A 14,934-nucleotide genomic window follows, 5' to 3' on the forward strand; every position below is an offset into this window, starting at 1 on the left:
ACACCCCTCGCTAATGCGCGGTTTGTTGCGATTTACGTTTTGTGCTGTTCCCGCAGCAGTCGCTCACTCTTCGCTCCAATCAACTAATTAAAAAATAGTGAGCAAGAACTTCCATATACCTTCTGTCAACACTCTGAGCACCTCGACAATATCGAGGTGCTCTTATTGTAATTTTTGCTATTTTGTAGGATGAACCTTCATGCCATTTAGAACAACTGCTGTAAAGTGTGCCATTTCTGAAACCAAATCAAATTCCTCGTTATGAATTAACCAATCATAAACATTCGCGCGCATGCAGCGCTGAATAATTTGTTGCATTTGTTTCGATTGTAAACCGTTAACAAATTCTCCTTGCTGAACGCCCTCTTCAATATAAGTATTGATAATTTGGAAGATTTTACGTTGAGGGCTAATTAAATAATGGTTTTGTTCAACTTGATTGGTCATTGCTGCAGAATATACTGTTCGCAATAAATCTTTTCCAACAACATTTGTTAAATACAGCATTTGCTCCTTATAAAGCGCGAGAATTTTGTCACTTGCCGATAATGTTTGATCAATATTTTTTTCGACTGTACTATAAAAACTATCAAGCTCCTCGAATTTTTCCAAAATAACATCATATTTGGATGGGAAATGTGTATAGAAAGTCCCCTTTGATACGTTACATGCTTTCGTAATTTGTTCAACAGACACATGCTCATATCCATGTTTATTAAATAAATCTAATGAAGTTTTGAGTAGTTTTTCCCGAGTTTCTAATGCCTTTTTTTGGCGAGTAGTTAACGAATTCATGCCCTTCTGCCTCCGTAATTAAAATATCCTATAATAATGACCATAAAATTTATTCAGAAAATATAAAATTTTTTGATTGACGTGCTATATTAAGTTTGTTTATGATTTAAGTGACCGAAGTCAGTGACTGCGGTCATCAAGAGTATCTCGTTATTAATGTTACGATAAAAACGTAAAGTTTGCTAGTGTATCAGCGCTTATTAACGCAATTCACAGGAAATGGGGGGACTCGAATGAAAGAGAAATTAGGTTTTATCGGCCTAGGCAATATGGGTTTACCAATGTCGATTAACTTACTTCGCGCAGGTTATGAAGTGTACGGTTTTGACACAAATACAAAAGCAATGGAGCAATTTATTGCAGAAGGTGGTATGGGTGTAACAACTGCACAAGAACTTGTAAAGCAAAGTGATGTCATTATGACAAGCTTACCAACACCGCAAATAGTTGAACATGTCTTTACATCAGAAGAAGGGATTTTACAAAATGCTAAGCAAGATAGCTTGCTGATAGATTTTAGTACAGTAAATCCTGAGCTAAATGATGTGCTACATAAGAAGGCGCAATCATTGGGCTTACGTTATCTAGGAGCTCCTGTAAGTGGTGGGGTTATTGGTGCAATCAATGCAACTCTAACAATTATGGTAGGTGGAGAAGAAAAAGATTATCAAAGTGGAGCTAAAATTTTCGGAATAGTTGGAAAAAACGTCTATCATCTTGGTGCACCACCTAGTATCGGTACACGTATTAAATTACTCAACAATTTAATGATAGGTTTTTATACACAGGCGGTAGCTGAAACGATTGTCCTTGGAGAAAATATGGGGATACCAGCTAATACACTATACGAAGTATTAAGTAATAGCTATGGACAAAGTCGTATTTACGAACGCAATTACTTAGAATATATGAAAAATGAAAATTATGAGCCTGGTTTTTCTACAAATCTATTACTAAAAGATTTAAGGCTAGCTAAAAATATGGCTGATGAAGCAGGTGTGCCTCTTCGGATAGGGGAACAGCTAGTGAATCTTTACAATGATATATCAGCAGAGGGCTATGGTGAAAACGATATGTCGGCAGCTTATTTAAGTCTGAAGGAAAAATGCATTATTAAACAACATTAAAGGAGGAAAATAGTTATGACAACAGCGCAAGAAGTGAAAACTTTAACACATTTTATCGGTGGAGAAATGATTGAGGGGCAAAGTGGTCGGTACGGTTCGGTTTATAATCCTACAACAGGTGACATCATCGCAAAAGTTCCACTAGCAACAGTAGAAGAGACACGGGAGGCAATTGCTAAAGCACAGGCAGCATTTCCTAAATGGCGTGATACATCAGTATCTAAACGTGCGGAGGTCGTATTAAAATTCCGTAATTTAGTGACAGATAATATGGAAGAATTATTACAAATTATTTGTACGGAAAGTGGTAAAACGATTGAAGATGCAAGAGGTGAAATTACACGAGGGCTAGAGTCGGTTGATTTAGCAATTGGTGCTCCCCATCTAGTAAAAGGAGAGTACTCTGTAAACGTTGGCGGTCAAATTAATGCCTATTCGGCTAAGTATCCTTTAGGTGTTGTAGCGGCAATCTCTCCATTTAATTTTCCAATTATGGTGCCGTTAGCACAAACGAGTATGGCTATTGCTGTAGGGAACTCCGTTGTATTAAAAGCATCGGAGAGAGTACCAATGACAGCGTTATATGTGAGTGAGCTATGGAAAAAGGCTGGGTTGCCAGATGGTATTTGGACAGTAGTGAATGGCGATAAAGATGCAGTAAATGAACTTTTAGAAAACCCAATTGTGCAAGCGATTTCATTTGTTGGTTCAACACCGGTTGCTAAATACATTTATGAAACAGGTTCAAAATATGGTAAACGTGTCACTGCTTTAGGCGGAGGAAAAAATAATATGGTCGTAATGCCTGATGCAGACCTTGAGCAAGTTGCAAATGCATTTATCGGTGCAGCATATGGAGCAGCATCACAACGTTGTATGGCAATTTCTACAATAATGCCTGTTGGTAAAGAAACAGCAGATCGTCTAGTAGCAATATTAAAAGAAAAAATTACAGCATTAAAAGTAGGCGCTTATACAGATAAGGATACAGACTTTGGTCCAGTTATTTCACAGCAATCTAAAGAAGCAATTCTTGCTGCAATTGATAAAGGGGAATCAGAAGGGGCAACTGTTGTTTGTGATGGTCGTGAGCTAGCTATTGTAAACGAATCAAAAGGATTTTTTGTAGGTCCTACATTATTAGATCATGTAAAACCAGGTATGGAAATATATGAGCAAGAAGTATTTGGACCTGCCCGCAATGTCGTACGCGTGGATTCATTAGAAGAGGCAATCGAGCTTATTAACGAGCATGAGCTTGGCAATGGAGTTACGATCTTTACAAATGATGGGCTTGCAGCTCGGAAATTTACAACAGAGATTGATGTAGGAATGGTAGGTGTGAATGTACCAATTCCAATTCCTGTTGGTTACCATAACTTTGCTGGATTTAAAGGCTCACGTTTTGGTGAGGGGCATATGTTTGGACCGGATCAGGCACGTTTCTTTACAAAGACTAAAACAATTTCTGAACGCTGGATGACAAGTAATGCTTCATCGGCATCTACATTTGCATTCCCAAGTAATAACGATTAATGCAATGGATAGAGCTGTATCACTTGAGTTAATTTCATAAATAGTATTAAAAGGAAAATAACGAATTTCAATGGAACAAAAGGTGGTGACTCCAGCGGGAAGAACAAGCGAACGAACAACTCGAGACTAAAGCGTAGTGAGGGAATCTGTTCAATGCTTGCCCGCGGAAAGCTCCACCTATTGCGTAAAAATACGAATAATATTGGATGTAACATAGCACTTTCTATAAAAAGATAGGTGGGATGTGGATGTTAGCGTATATTGGACTTTTTGGAAGTTTAGCACTTTTAGTCTATTTAACAATGAGAGGTGTCAATTTACTTATTTCAGCACCATTAACAGCTTTAATAGCGGCTGTAACGAATGGTCTAGCTTTCTTCCCACAAACTGCAAATGACAATCAAGCTAATTTCTTAACGAGTTATATGAATGGATTTACTGGCTTCGTTGGTTCTTGGTATTTAATGTTCATGGCAGGTGCAATCTTTGGAAAGGTAATGGAAGATACAGGTGCGGCAGATAGTGTTTCCAAATGGATTGTTGAAAAAATTGGCGTGAAATATGCTACTTTTGCTGTGGTGGCTGCAGCAGCAGTTTTAACGTATGGTGGTGTCTCGGTATTTATTGTAGCTTTCTCTGTTTATCCGATGGCTATTAGTTTATTTAAGCAAGCGAATTTCCCGCGTCGTTTTATTCCTGCGGCACTTGGTTTGGGATCTGTGACTTTTACGATGACATCAGCAGGTTCACCAGAGATTCAGAACTGGATTCCGATTGAATACTTACATACGACACCATATGCAGGATGGGAAGTTAGTATTGTGGTCGCAGTATTTATGGCGGTGGGTGGTGCACTATGGTTGAACTGGATGATTAAACGTGCAGTGAAAAAGGGTGAAGTGTTTATTGAACGTTCAACGGATCCAGTAGTTGACGAAACACGTAAGCTACCTAGCCCTATTTTAAGCTTAGTGCCATTATTAGTAGTTTTACTGATTTCGTTCATTTTCCATGACTCACTTGGCACATCGGCTTTAATCGTTGCGCTAACGAGCGGTTGTATTATGGCATATTTAGTAAGTTATAAGTATTCAAAATCTGTTAGTGCGACACTCGCAGCAGGTGCGATGGGTGCTGTTGTAGCTATTGCAAATACGGCTGCAGTAGTAGGCTTTGGAGGTGTTGTAAAAGCTACACCATCATTCGTTGCAACTGTAGATTTAATGACCAATATTCCTGGAAATCCATTAATTGGCGGTGCTATTGCTATCGCTGTTATTGCAGGTTTAACAGGGTCAGCATCAGGTGGGCAAACGATTGCGATGCCATTACTTGCTCCTCATTATATTGACATGGGAGTAAATACGGAAGCATTACACCGAACAATCGCGATTGCTTCTGGCTCGCTTGATTCATTGCCACATGGCGGCTATGTTGTGACGACGATAAATTCTGTATGTAATGAGAAACATAAGGATGCCTATTTGCCTTTCGGGGCATTGACAGTCATTATACCAATTATCGGTACAATTATTGCGATTATATTATTCTCAATTGGAATGTAGGAGGGAAACGAAGTGATAGATGGCAAAACAGTATTTATTACTGGCGCTGCACGTGGAATCGGTCTGTCAATTGCTCAAGCTTTTGCTGAGCAAGGGGCGAATGTTGTTATTTCGGATATGAATGAGCAACGCTTAGCTGAAGCGGTAGAACAAAATCCACTATTAACAGCTTATACATGTGATGTTACAGATGAACAAGCAATTGGCGATGCGATTGCCTTCACCGTTGAGAAATTTAACACAATTGATATTTTAATCAATAATGCAGGATTCCAACATGTTTCTTACATCGAGGATTTTCCGACTGAAATATTTGAACAAATGCAAAAAGTAATGCTTGTTGCACCATTTGTCACAATGAAATACGCATTACCTCATATGAAGAAAAATAAATTTGGACGCATTATTAATATGGCATCAATAAACGGTGTTATTGGTTTTGCTGGTAAAGCAGGATACAATGCTGCAAAACATGGGCTAATCGGATTAACCAAAGTAGCAGCACTTGAAGTGGCCAATGATGGTATTACTGTTAATGCTATATGTCCAGGATATGTGGATACGGAATTAGTCCGTAATCAGTTTACAGATTTAGCAAAGACACGGGGTATACAAGTAGAAGAAGTACTGGAGCAGGTGTTATACCCTCTTGTCCCTCAAAAGCGCTTGTTAGACGTTTCAGAGATTACAGGACTTGCACTCTATTTAGCTAGTGATGTAGCAAAAGGCTTAACAGGTCAGGCGATTGTATTAGATGGCGGTTATACTGCTCAATAATGGAGGAGAGATGCGTTATGATTCAAACAAAAACAACCTTCACTGTAAATTCTCCAGGGACGATTATTTATGGAAGAGATGCTTTCGAAGAGGTTGGTCTATATGCTAAAAAACTAGGTACGAAGGCACTAATCGTTAGCGATCCAATAATGGATAGCTTAGGGTTTGTCAATCAGTGTAAGTCATTATTGACAGTCAATGGTTTGGAAGCGGTTTCGTATTTAGGGGTAACAACTGAGCCAGTGGATACGTATGTAGCAGAAGGTCTTGAAATTTTGCTATCTGCGCAATGTGATGTCATCATTTCTGTCGGTGGCGGAAGTTGCATTGATACAGCTAAAGCGATTGCTGTTGTAGCAACAAACGGTGGATACATTGGTGATTACATGAAAATGGCTAAAATCGCTGAGCAAGCGCCTATTCCACATATAGCAGTCCCGACTACAGCAGGCACAGGCTCAGAAGCTACAGATGCTACCGTTATTACCAACACGACTAATGATGTAAAAATGATGATAAAACAGCAAGCTTTTATGCCACCAGTTGCAATTGTCGACCCAATGTTAACGATAACTTCTCCACCAGCCATCACAGCGGCGACTGGCATTGATGCATTAAGCCATGCTATTGAAAGCTATTTATCACGTTTAGCACATCCATATTCAAATGTATTAGCATTATCGGCGATGGATTTAATTATTAATAATTTGTTAAAAGTTTATGAGCATGGTGATGACATCGATGCGCGAGAGGCGATGTCTCTAGGCTCCATGCAAGCAGGACTATCGTTTTCCAATGCGTCAGTAGCTTTAGTGCATGGTATGTCACGTCCTATAGGTGCACTCTTCCATGTGCCTCATGGAATTTCAAATGCGATGCTGCTACCAGCGGTATTAGACTTTACTAAGGATGCATGTGTGGATCGCTTAGCAGACATAGGACAATTTTTTAATAAGGATGGAAAAAATGGAACACAAGAAGAGCTAGCAAATTTAGCAATTGAATCAATAAAAAAACTGTGTAAAAAGATGAACATTGGCAATTTACAGCAATGGGGAATTGAGGAGGATGCATTTTTTGCGGCAATTCCAAAAATGGCAACCGATGCAATTGCAAGTGGTAGCCCAGGAAATAACCCTAAAGTGCCAACGCACGACGAGTTAATGGAGCTTTACAAAATTGCTTATTATTATGAGTTTTAAACAATTAAGTCTGAGTGTCTTCCTTTATGTAATAGAGGAAGGCACTTTTCAATTAGCCGTAATTATCTGCTTGCGTGTGGGTTGTTGCGCCTTACATACACGAGTCGCTACGCAGTAGTCATCTAATAATTGCTACTTCTTGACGTCTTTTTTCGCTACTCTGAATCATGCACCTCTATAAAAAAAGAGTTTTATAGAATTAATATGACATTTTCGAGAAAATATAGTAAAATAAAATGAATGAGTATTCATTTTTGAGAAACGAAGGGGGAAGCAGAATGTTGCAGGGGAAAACGATTATTATTACAGGTGGTTCAAGTGGTATGGGGCTTTATATGGCAAAGCAATTCGTTTCAGAAGGCGCAAATGTTGTTATAGTAGGTCGTAATGAAGAGCGATTAGCAGAAGCTAAAAAGTTTATATTAGAAGCAGGAAAAACAATTGAAACATTCCAAATGGATGTTCGTATACCAGAGCAGGCAGAGGCGATGGTCACGTTTGCTGTTGAAAAATTTGGCCAAGTTGATGGACTAGTGAATAATGCAGCTGGTAACTTTATCGTTCGTGCAGAAGATTTGACGCCTAATGGTTGGAAATCAGTAGTTGATATTGTATTAAATGGTACGTTCTTTTGCTCTTCTGCCATCGGCAAATATTGGATTAAAAATAAAATCAACGGTTCAATTATCAATATGGTGGCGACCTATGCTTGGAATGCAGGCGCTGGTGTAATACATTCATCTGCTGCAAAAGCAGGCGTATTATCAATGACAAGAACTTTAGCGGTCGAGTGGGGGAAACGTTATGGAATTCGTGTAAATGCCATTGCACCAGGTCCAATTGAACGTACTGGTGGTGCAGCTAAACTATGGGAATCAGAGGCAGCTGCTGCTATGACAATTGATTCTGTACCACTTGGGCGAATTGGTACGCCAGAGGAAGTAGCCGATCTTGCAACATTTATGATGTCTGATAAGGCGCGTTATATGAATGGTGAATGTGTCACATTGGATGGAGGACAGTGGCTAAATCAATCCCCTTTTTAACTTGCTTCAGCAAAAGAATGAATGTCGTTGAATCCAGTTAAATGGACTTGCCGATGTCACAGCTTTTAAGTGAGGCTTTTGAGCAGCCTCGAAAAAAATCATTGCATAATGAAGAGCTGTATTGATGCATACTAAGGGCAAAGAAAGGAGTTTTGTCTATGGGTATGTGGTTAATACCAGCTCTTATTGCAATTACAATCATTGCGGCTATATCCTTTGTGGCGACAATGCGAATTGCCAAGATGACTTCCGAGCGGAAATCGGAAAAAGATACGCCGATTTCAGGGACAGTCGAAGAATTTGCAACAATGCTGAATCCAATTGTTTGGGTGTATATTGTTTTTTTACTGTTTTTAGGGATTATGATTTTTTACTACTGGAGTAAGATAGGATATTAAACGGCTTTAAACGAAGTATCACCATTGCATTGGTCAATGTGATACTTCTTTTTTAATAAAAAATTTCGTCTAAAGCTAAGCTGTTAAATATTATTTTTCCTTAAAATTGCGAATTTATAAGGTGTTTTTTTATTAACTTTAATTTGTGCTTAGCTCAAACATTTTGAGTGACAGCACTTTTTTATTTTCAACAGTAAATTTTGAAAGGAGCGACATTTAGTTTAAATAATGCTCCTTGTCTTTGCACGTAATAATTTTAGGTGCTTTAATTGAGTTATGGACATATTACTTTTTTATTATTAGAATAGTTATAATGATAAGGAGTTTATATTATAAAGTAATAACAAACTTCTTCAAATATATGCACCATGTGGGCTCTCATAGAAAAAGAAGTGATTACGTAAGTATAAGAACTATATACTGTAGAAGAAAAGGAGAATTATGTTAGAACTTATTTCAAGTAAATTAAAAGAAGCACGTAAAGATAGAGGAATTACACAAGCGGAGCTAGCAGATGGAATTTGTACGCAAGCGATGATAAGTAATTTTGAAAAAGGTGAAAGTGTACCATCTAGTGTAGTGTTATTTAAAATTGCTCAAAAATTAAAGTTAGATATTAACTACTTCTTCGGACAAAATTCATTGAAAACACATCAAGATGATAATGAGGAAACAAAAAAATTAATAAGAAAACTAATAAGAAATCGTGATTATCAAGCTATAAATTATATAGTAAAAACGGAAAAAGAAAAGGCGAATTTTAGCAGTAATGAAGATAAACAGTTTTTACTATGGCATGAGGGCATATGTGATTTTTATTTAAATAAAGATAGTGTTAACGCTATAAATATATTAAACAGCGCTTTAAAATTAACCGGTAAGGAAAATTATACAGAGCAGACTATTAGTATAAATAATAGTATTGCGATTATTTATTTTGAAGTACAGCAGTATGAAAATTCTTTAGAAATCTTCCAAAAGTGTAAATCAGAATACGATTTAAGTAATTTAAAAGATAGTGTGCTGAAGATTAGAATTTTATATGGTCTATCTAAAACTTTAGTTGCTTTAAAAAGAGAAGAAGAAGCTATTTTAGAATGTAAGAAGGCAATTAAAATATGCGTTACAGAAGAGTCACTGTATTTATTGGGAGAGCTTTACTTCCAAATAGGTAGGAATTTAGTTATTTTAGATAGGGTAATGGAATCAGAACAATATTTTGAGAAAGCGCAACATATTTTCGAAATTGAGGGAAATTATGAATTCCTTGATGTGATAGAAAAAGTAAAATTAGATTATTTTACTGAAAAACGATAATGATATGGGATTCCTGATTGCATCGCAGCTGTCGGGAATTTTTTATTAAAATAAATATTTATATAAAAATACTTATTGAAAAAATCAAAATATTTATGTATAATATTTCAAAAGGAGGGTAATATATGAAGAAAATAATAACGCAATTTTTAGTAGTATCTACTCTTTTCGTAACTTTTATTAGTGGACCAACAACAAAACCAACAGCAATGGTGGACAGTCCTAAAAATATTGAAGTAGTCAATATTATAGAAGTTCTAGATATACCTGATTTACCAAGTCAACACTAATCCTATGATGAACAAGAAGCTATTCCTCCTATATGTGGGGAATAGCTTTTTTCTTTATTTAGTCGACTTAACAAAATTATTAAATGCCTCTTCTTCTTCGACAAATGGATTATGACTACTTTCGTCAAATATCGTTAAGCTAGAATTGTTAATTGCCGTGGCGATTTCTTCAGAAAAAACTAAAGGACATTGTGTATCAAACCTTCCGCAATAAATAAAAGAAGGGCTATCTATTTCTTTTAAGCTATCAGTAATATCATAGTTTTTTAGTTCCGTAGATATAAAATAATCTAATCTTTTGTTTACTGCCTTTCCACTATTAGGTCGAGACATTATGATATCGTAATCTTCTTTTTTATAAATGGACATTAGATTCCATTCTTTATTTAACGCTCTTCGTTCTTCTAAAGTTTTAGATGGATCTTTAAGAAGTTTTAAAATTTCTAATAACCTTGGATTATTAGGATTACTTTTACAATATATGCTATCTGGATGCGACATATATTTTGACGATGCGGACAAACCACCTACTATAATTTTTTGTAAAGAATTTGGCTTTGTTATCGCATAAATTAAACCCAACATACCTCCAGCAGAATGACCAGCAAAGCTCCACTGTGACAAGCCTAGTGATATTCTGATTGCTTCCAAATCTTTAACACTAGTCATAAAACTATAGTCATCAGTTAATGTTGAATCGCTAGAGTTTCCACAGCCCCTTAAATTAATTAAATAGACAGTATAGTGTTTAGTAAAAGGAGCTGCGAATATATTGCCCTTACTATTAAACTCCGTATATTGATGCGTTATACAAATTGGTTCACCATTTCCCATTTTAAAATACTCAAAGTGTCCTCGAGGGGTTTCAATCATATATTGTGTCCACATAAGGTGCCTCCAATTGTTTTTATTTATTATAACACTATTACAATAAGTTTATTTATAAAATACGTATAAAAATAAGTAATTTTATAATTTGATAAATATATTTATTGTAAAAATATTAAAAATTAGTATAATTATATGCAAGGAGGTGTTAAATATGAAATTAACAATTAAAAGTGTAGATGTTCAATCATTAAACACAAAGACTAAAAAAGATTCACAACAATTACTACAAGCTGGTTGCTGTTGTGGAGGTGGAAGTGAAGCTCGTCCATTAAAAAAATAAGAGCAAATATTTTCGTACCATCTAGATATAAAAATTTAAAAAAGTAGCGAATTTTTTAAATTTGCTACTTTTTTGTAACTTTGAGGTGATAAATATGTATATTCAATCAAACGGGGAACTACAACGTTTATCTGAAAAGCTAATATTTATTAATGATCGAGTAGGTTATGAGATAGATGGAGAAGGTGTAACAAATTTTAATCAGTTATTTCCTTATTTAACAGGTACAATTCCTTTGACAAAAATAAGCGAATTAATCCATATGGAAGAACATGAATTATTAAATAATATAAGTGATTTAGAGAAAGTTGGAATTGTTTCGATTAATGATGCACCAATGCTGAAAGTGAGCATAGTTTCTGGAAGTTTAAATAGTGAAAAGTTACAGCGAATTTTTGACATTCCTACTTTAAATCAAATTATAACTTTTACTAATTTAGAAAATATCTCATTAGAAAACACAGACATTGTAATAGCACTTGATAATGATGGTAGTAGTTTTTTTTCACAGGTACATAAACGTTTAAGAGCTATTGAAGTCCCTTGGTTAAAATATTCCTTTAGCTATTCTAAACTTTTTATGGGACCGATTTTCTTTCCTGATGGAGGTCCTTGTTACAATTGCTTCCAAAAACGCCTTAGTAGAGCGGAGGAAGAGCCTATAAAAAATAAAAGTTTAGGCAATTTAGAAGCTTTTTTAGCGCCTTTTATTGAAAAAGAATTATTAAAGTACTGTAGAGCTAAAACGCCAACACTATGCTTTAATACTGAAATCGTTTTTGACGCTGAGGAACTTGAAATTAAAAAATATCCTGTATATCAAATGCCTGACTGTGAGTTTTGTAGGGGTGAGGTTAGTTTATGAGTAATCAAATAATAATAGAGGATACTTTAAGAGCAAGCTTTATTTCAACATTAAACGAAATTTACCCTTTGCCAGGGTCACCTAGGTTATTTCGCTATTTAGCAGTAATTAATGGTGATAATCATTATATAAGTAGTGGCTCTGGCTTTTCAATAAGTAGGGAGCAAGCTAAGTCTGCTGCAATTGGAGAAAGTGTTGAGAGGTATTGTGCTAATCAGTTTAATATGAAAGACATTTATATCGGAAAATATGCAGATATTAGTCATCAGGCACTTAATCCTACATTTATTACTCGATATACAGATGAACAATATAAGAATAATACGATGTACAAAGAAGTCGACGTTAACGAACCGAGAGCATGGGTTGAGGCAAAAGATGTAGTAGATAATAAAAAAATATTAGTCCCATTTGAACTGATTTTTCTAACTAGCCCTCCTAGTCATTTGCCATTACGGGATTTAATTTCTACTGGATTAGCTTGTGGCCAAACTTTAGAGAAAGCAATTTTAAGTGGTTTTAATGAATGTATTGAAAGAGATGCATTTGTGAAATTTTGGTTACTTGGTTGCGTACGAGGAGAAATTGATTTAAATACGGTTCACAACGAATATGTAAAAAGACTATTGGAGCTTGCTGAAAATAGCAATCTACAATTGAGGGTGTATGATATTAGCACTGATTTGGAAGTGCCTACAATATTAACTGTTGTAAAAGTTACAGGGAATGCTGGATTTTACTTAGGGTGTGCTAGCTCACTCGAATACTTGCATGCAATTAGAAAGTCAATTGAAGAAGGGTTAGGAGGATTTTCGATTTATTATGAGTTGATAAATCACTATAAAGAGCCTATTCCTAAAAAGCTTGATCATACATCTACTTTAGATGATCATCCACTATATTATTTAGCTGGCAATAATGATGAAATTTTATTGCAGCTCCTTCCTAATTCTATACCTAAAATTGCCGTAGAAGACCGTAGTGTGCAATTTACTGACGCAGTTGAAAGGATTACTCGTCTAGGTCATAAAATATATTATAGTGAAATTACAACTGAAGATGTAAAACAAATGGGATTATCTGTTGTAAGAGTGATAATACCCACTTTGTGTTTTCTCTCAATTAATGATCCACTACTCAATTGCCCAAGGTTACAAGAAACGGCTTCTAAATTAGGGAGAAAAATAAATACAGAACCACACCCATTTCCATAAGGAGGGCTTTATTTGAAAGATTCATATATATACGAGTTTTATCATAATAATTCAAAAAACTATCTTTCGCAAATTTTAAATGCTCCGGGGAAAAGTTTTAACATAGATAGTGATGGCAAACTATATCCACTTAGTCATAAAAATTATTGCGATGTGTCGAATGTTAACGGTACTATAACAAGTTCCTTTAGAAGTTATGAAAAAGTGGATATGACAATGGATGTACTTTTACAAATATTAAAAAAGAGCTACTTTTTAGAGAAAAAGGGGGAAGAAATTAAATCTTTAACCCCCTCAGCTGGTGGATTGTATCCAATTGAAATGTATGTGCTAACATCTACTAGCCATTATTTAAAAGGAACATATCATTACCTTAGATCAGAAGCAAAACTTAATTATATACGTGATGCAATAGCGTTTGATTCATTTCTACCTACTAATAATAGTTTTGTTTATAGCGCTCCATTTGTCATAGTAATGACGGCAAGAATGGAAGACATAATTAATAAATACGGAGCAAGAGGGTATAGATACGCCCTTCTTGAAGCAGGTCACATCGGTCAAAATATTTCGAGGGCAATTATGGATAATCCAGATTTAGGTTGTTGTGCTATTGGTGGCTTTTATGATGACAAATTACATAGTGCACTTAATCTACCATTAGATGAAGTGCCACTATATTTATATTGTATTGGTCAAAAGGGGGAGTTTACATGATGGCATATAGAGAATATTTAAGATTATTGAGCATTGATGACTCTATGGTCTTACATTTACCACGTTTTGACTTGCTTTCGCGAATTATCTTAAATCATCAGTTAGCTATACCATTCGATACAGTTAGAAAATCTCAAGATTATAACGCTAAAAAAATATTAAAAGAGAATTACGTAGATGTTAATCAATATATCCAATCTGTTTCTCAAAATGGTTATGGTGGAACATGCTTTCATCTCACGTGGGGTCTTTATAATCTGTTACATTCACTTAATTATGAAGTGAAAATAATTAAATTAGAGGAACTACATTTTGCGTTAGTTGTCAGCTACGATGCGGAAGAGTTTTACGTTGATGTTGGTTTTTGGGCGCCATTATTTAAGCCTTTCCCATTAAGAGAAAATTGGATAGTAACAAATCACGTGCATTCTGTTGAATGGAGGTATATGCCTGAAAATGAAAGCGGCACCCTTCTGTGTGGCGGAGAACCCGCAAAAAGGTGGGATGGTAGCTTCCTAAGTGTTCATGATTTTTGGCGTGAATGGGAAAATTCGATGAATGAAGATAATACCTTTCTTCAAAATTTATATATTAATAAATGGAAGGATGAAGATACTTTTTTATTTCTAGTTAACAATAGCTATAAGGAGTTTTATAAAGGGAAAAAAATTAAAGATGTCCAATATGACTATACAAATACAGTTGAATTAAAAAACATACTTGTCAATAATTTTAATGTGGATGGGGACGATTATATTTATTTATTGGACCAACATTATAAAAGCAAGATGAGGTGAGTAGCTATAGTTAATGTAATTAATTTAATTGATAAACCTATCGATCAAGTAAAAGAAAAACTTGTTATATTTAGCTCAGCTTTAGATATTAATCAATTAATACAAACTGGTTTTAGT

The 14,934-nt window shown here is 35.4% G+C and carries 16 protein-coding genes; 14 read left to right on the plus strand and 2 right to left on the minus strand.

Going from position 1 to position 14,934, the window contains the following annotated elements; all coding sequences use genetic code 11:
- Positions 1–177 precede the first annotated feature (177 nt).
- The gene (locus tag ACIP9G_RS18765; protein WP_401021353.1) at positions 178–795 is read right to left on the minus strand and encodes a TetR/AcrR family transcriptional regulator; all 618 of its coding nucleotides are present in this window, start codon (positions 793–795) and stop codon (positions 178–180) included.
- 233 nt (positions 796–1,028) lie between these two features.
- On the opposite strand from ACIP9G_RS18765, the gene ACIP9G_RS18770 reads away from it, so the two are divergent.
- The 9 genes from ACIP9G_RS18770 to ACIP9G_RS18810 all read left to right on the plus strand — a co-directional run bounded on the left by ACIP9G_RS18770 (position 1,029) and on the right by ACIP9G_RS18810 (position 10,053).
- A complete protein-coding gene (locus tag ACIP9G_RS18770) occupies positions 1,029–1,922 on the plus strand; it encodes an NAD(P)-dependent oxidoreductase (RefSeq protein WP_401021355.1) in 894 nt (297 codons plus the stop codon).
- A gap of 15 nt (positions 1,923–1,937) precedes the next feature.
- Positions 1,938–3,458: a CoA-acylating methylmalonate-semialdehyde dehydrogenase gene (locus tag ACIP9G_RS18775; RefSeq protein WP_401021357.1), complete on the plus strand. Its 1,521-nt coding sequence runs from the start codon at positions 1,938–1,940 to the stop codon at positions 3,456–3,458.
- Positions 3,459–3,706: 248 nt separating this feature from the next.
- On the plus strand, positions 3,707–5,023 hold the full coding sequence (locus ACIP9G_RS18780) for a GntP family permease (protein ID WP_401021360.1): 1,317 nt from the start codon (positions 3,707–3,709) through the stop codon (positions 5,021–5,023).
- A 15-nt stretch (positions 5,024–5,038) separates the two neighbouring features.
- Complete coding sequence (locus ACIP9G_RS18785) at positions 5,039–5,800, plus strand: 3-hydroxybutyrate dehydrogenase (protein ID WP_340826532.1); 762 nt, start codon at positions 5,039–5,041, stop codon at positions 5,798–5,800.
- 17 nt (positions 5,801–5,817) lie between these two features.
- On the plus strand, positions 5,818–7,002 hold the full coding sequence (locus ACIP9G_RS18790) for an iron-containing alcohol dehydrogenase (protein ID WP_401021361.1): 1,185 nt from the start codon (positions 5,818–5,820) through the stop codon (positions 7,000–7,002).
- Between the two features lie 278 nt (positions 7,003–7,280).
- Positions 7,281–8,048, plus strand: coding sequence for a 2,4-dienoyl-CoA reductase (fadH, locus tag ACIP9G_RS18795; protein WP_401021363.1), 768 nt, complete (start codon positions 7,281–7,283; stop codon positions 8,046–8,048).
- A 158-nt stretch (positions 8,049–8,206) separates the two neighbouring features.
- Positions 8,207–8,446, plus strand: a complete 240-nt coding sequence (locus tag ACIP9G_RS18800; protein WP_340826146.1) for a short-chain dehydrogenase — start codon at positions 8,207–8,209, stop codon at positions 8,444–8,446.
- Positions 8,447–8,887: 441 nt separating this feature from the next.
- Positions 8,888–9,763, plus strand: coding sequence for a helix-turn-helix domain-containing protein (locus ACIP9G_RS18805; RefSeq protein ID WP_401021365.1), 876 nt, complete (start codon positions 8,888–8,890; stop codon positions 9,761–9,763).
- 125 nt (positions 9,764–9,888) lie between these two features.
- Positions 9,889–10,053 carry a hypothetical protein gene (locus tag ACIP9G_RS18810; protein ID WP_340826143.1) on the plus strand — a complete coding sequence of 55 codons (165 nt, stop codon included), beginning with the start codon at positions 9,889–9,891 and terminating at the stop codon, positions 10,051–10,053.
- Between the two features lie 54 nt (positions 10,054–10,107).
- Here ACIP9G_RS18810 and ACIP9G_RS18815 read toward each other — a convergent pair whose 3' ends face one another.
- Positions 10,108–10,941, minus strand: coding sequence for an alpha/beta fold hydrolase (locus ACIP9G_RS18815; RefSeq protein ID WP_401021367.1), 834 nt, complete (start codon positions 10,939–10,941; stop codon positions 10,108–10,110).
- Positions 10,942–11,095: 154 nt separating this feature from the next.
- On the opposite strand from ACIP9G_RS18815, the gene ACIP9G_RS18820 reads away from it, so the two are divergent.
- The 5 genes from ACIP9G_RS18820 (at position 11,096) to ACIP9G_RS18840 (ending at position 14,817) form a co-directional block, all read left to right on the plus strand.
- Positions 11,096–11,224, plus strand: coding sequence for a hypothetical protein (locus ACIP9G_RS18820; protein ID WP_340826140.1), 129 nt, complete (start codon positions 11,096–11,098; stop codon positions 11,222–11,224).
- A 94-nt stretch (positions 11,225–11,318) separates the two neighbouring features.
- The gene (locus tag ACIP9G_RS18825) at positions 11,319–12,089 is read left to right on the plus strand and encodes a hypothetical protein (protein WP_401021370.1); all 771 of its coding nucleotides are present in this window, start codon (positions 11,319–11,321) and stop codon (positions 12,087–12,089) included.
- Entirely contained in the window at positions 12,086–13,303 is a 1,218-nt protein-coding gene (locus ACIP9G_RS18830; RefSeq protein ID WP_401021371.1) for a YcaO-like family protein, read from the plus strand. Before ACIP9G_RS18825 ends, ACIP9G_RS18830 begins: the two co-directional genes overlap by 4 nt.
- A 12-nt stretch (positions 13,304–13,315) precedes the next feature.
- Positions 13,316–14,020 carry a SagB/ThcOx family dehydrogenase gene (locus tag ACIP9G_RS18835; RefSeq protein ID WP_401021373.1) on the plus strand — a complete coding sequence of 235 codons (705 nt, stop codon included), beginning with the start codon at positions 13,316–13,318 and terminating at the stop codon, positions 14,018–14,020.
- Positions 14,017–14,817 carry an arylamine N-acetyltransferase gene (locus tag ACIP9G_RS18840; protein ID WP_401021375.1) on the plus strand — a complete coding sequence of 267 codons (801 nt, stop codon included), beginning with the start codon at positions 14,017–14,019 and terminating at the stop codon, positions 14,815–14,817. The genes ACIP9G_RS18835 and ACIP9G_RS18840 overlap by 4 nt, the downstream gene beginning before the upstream one ends.
- The last annotated feature ends 117 nt before the right edge of the window (positions 14,818–14,934 follow it).

The sequence above is a fragment of the Lysinibacillus sp. NPDC093197 genome, from assembly GCF_044754025.1.
In the GTDB taxonomy this organism is placed as follows: domain Bacteria; phylum Bacillota; class Bacilli; order Bacillales_A; family Planococcaceae; genus Lysinibacillus.

What these genes read in the sequence shown, in the direction of transcription:
- ACIP9G_RS18770 (WP_401021355.1), top strand. Translation starts at nt 1,029, where the DNA reads ATGAAAGAGAAATTAGGTTTTATCGGCCTAGGCAATATGGGTTTACCA.
- ACIP9G_RS18790 (WP_401021361.1), top strand. Translation starts at nt 5,818, where the DNA reads ATGATTCAAACAAAAACAACCTTCACTGTAAATTCTCCAGGGACGATT.
- ACIP9G_RS18775 (WP_401021357.1), top strand. Translation starts at nt 1,938, where the DNA reads ATGACAACAGCGCAAGAAGTGAAAACTTTAACACATTTTATCGGTGGA.
- ACIP9G_RS18825 (WP_401021370.1), top strand. Translation starts at nt 11,319, where the DNA reads ATGTATATTCAATCAAACGGGGAACTACAACGTTTATCTGAAAAGCTA.
- ACIP9G_RS18805 (WP_401021365.1), top strand. Translation starts at nt 8,888, where the DNA reads ATGTTAGAACTTATTTCAAGTAAATTAAAAGAAGCACGTAAAGATAGA.
- ACIP9G_RS18765 (WP_401021353.1), bottom strand. Translation starts at nt 795, where the DNA reads ATGAATTCGTTAACTACTCGCCAAAAAAAGGCATTAGAAACTCGGGAA.
- ACIP9G_RS18780 (WP_401021360.1), top strand. Translation starts at nt 3,707, where the DNA reads ATGTTAGCGTATATTGGACTTTTTGGAAGTTTAGCACTTTTAGTCTAT.
- ACIP9G_RS18840 (WP_401021375.1), top strand. Translation starts at nt 14,017, where the DNA reads ATGATGGCATATAGAGAATATTTAAGATTATTGAGCATTGATGACTCT.
- ACIP9G_RS18830 (WP_401021371.1), top strand. Translation starts at nt 12,086, where the DNA reads ATGAGTAATCAAATAATAATAGAGGATACTTTAAGAGCAAGCTTTATT.
- ACIP9G_RS18820 (WP_340826140.1), top strand. Translation starts at nt 11,096, where the DNA reads ATGAAATTAACAATTAAAAGTGTAGATGTTCAATCATTAAACACAAAG.
- ACIP9G_RS18810 (WP_340826143.1), top strand. Translation starts at nt 9,889, where the DNA reads ATGAAGAAAATAATAACGCAATTTTTAGTAGTATCTACTCTTTTCGTA.
- ACIP9G_RS18800 (WP_340826146.1), top strand. Translation starts at nt 8,207, where the DNA reads ATGGGTATGTGGTTAATACCAGCTCTTATTGCAATTACAATCATTGCG.
- fadH (WP_401021363.1), top strand. Translation starts at nt 7,281, where the DNA reads ATGTTGCAGGGGAAAACGATTATTATTACAGGTGGTTCAAGTGGTATG.
- ACIP9G_RS18815 (WP_401021367.1), bottom strand. Translation starts at nt 10,941, where the DNA reads ATGTGGACACAATATATGATTGAAACCCCTCGAGGACACTTTGAGTAT.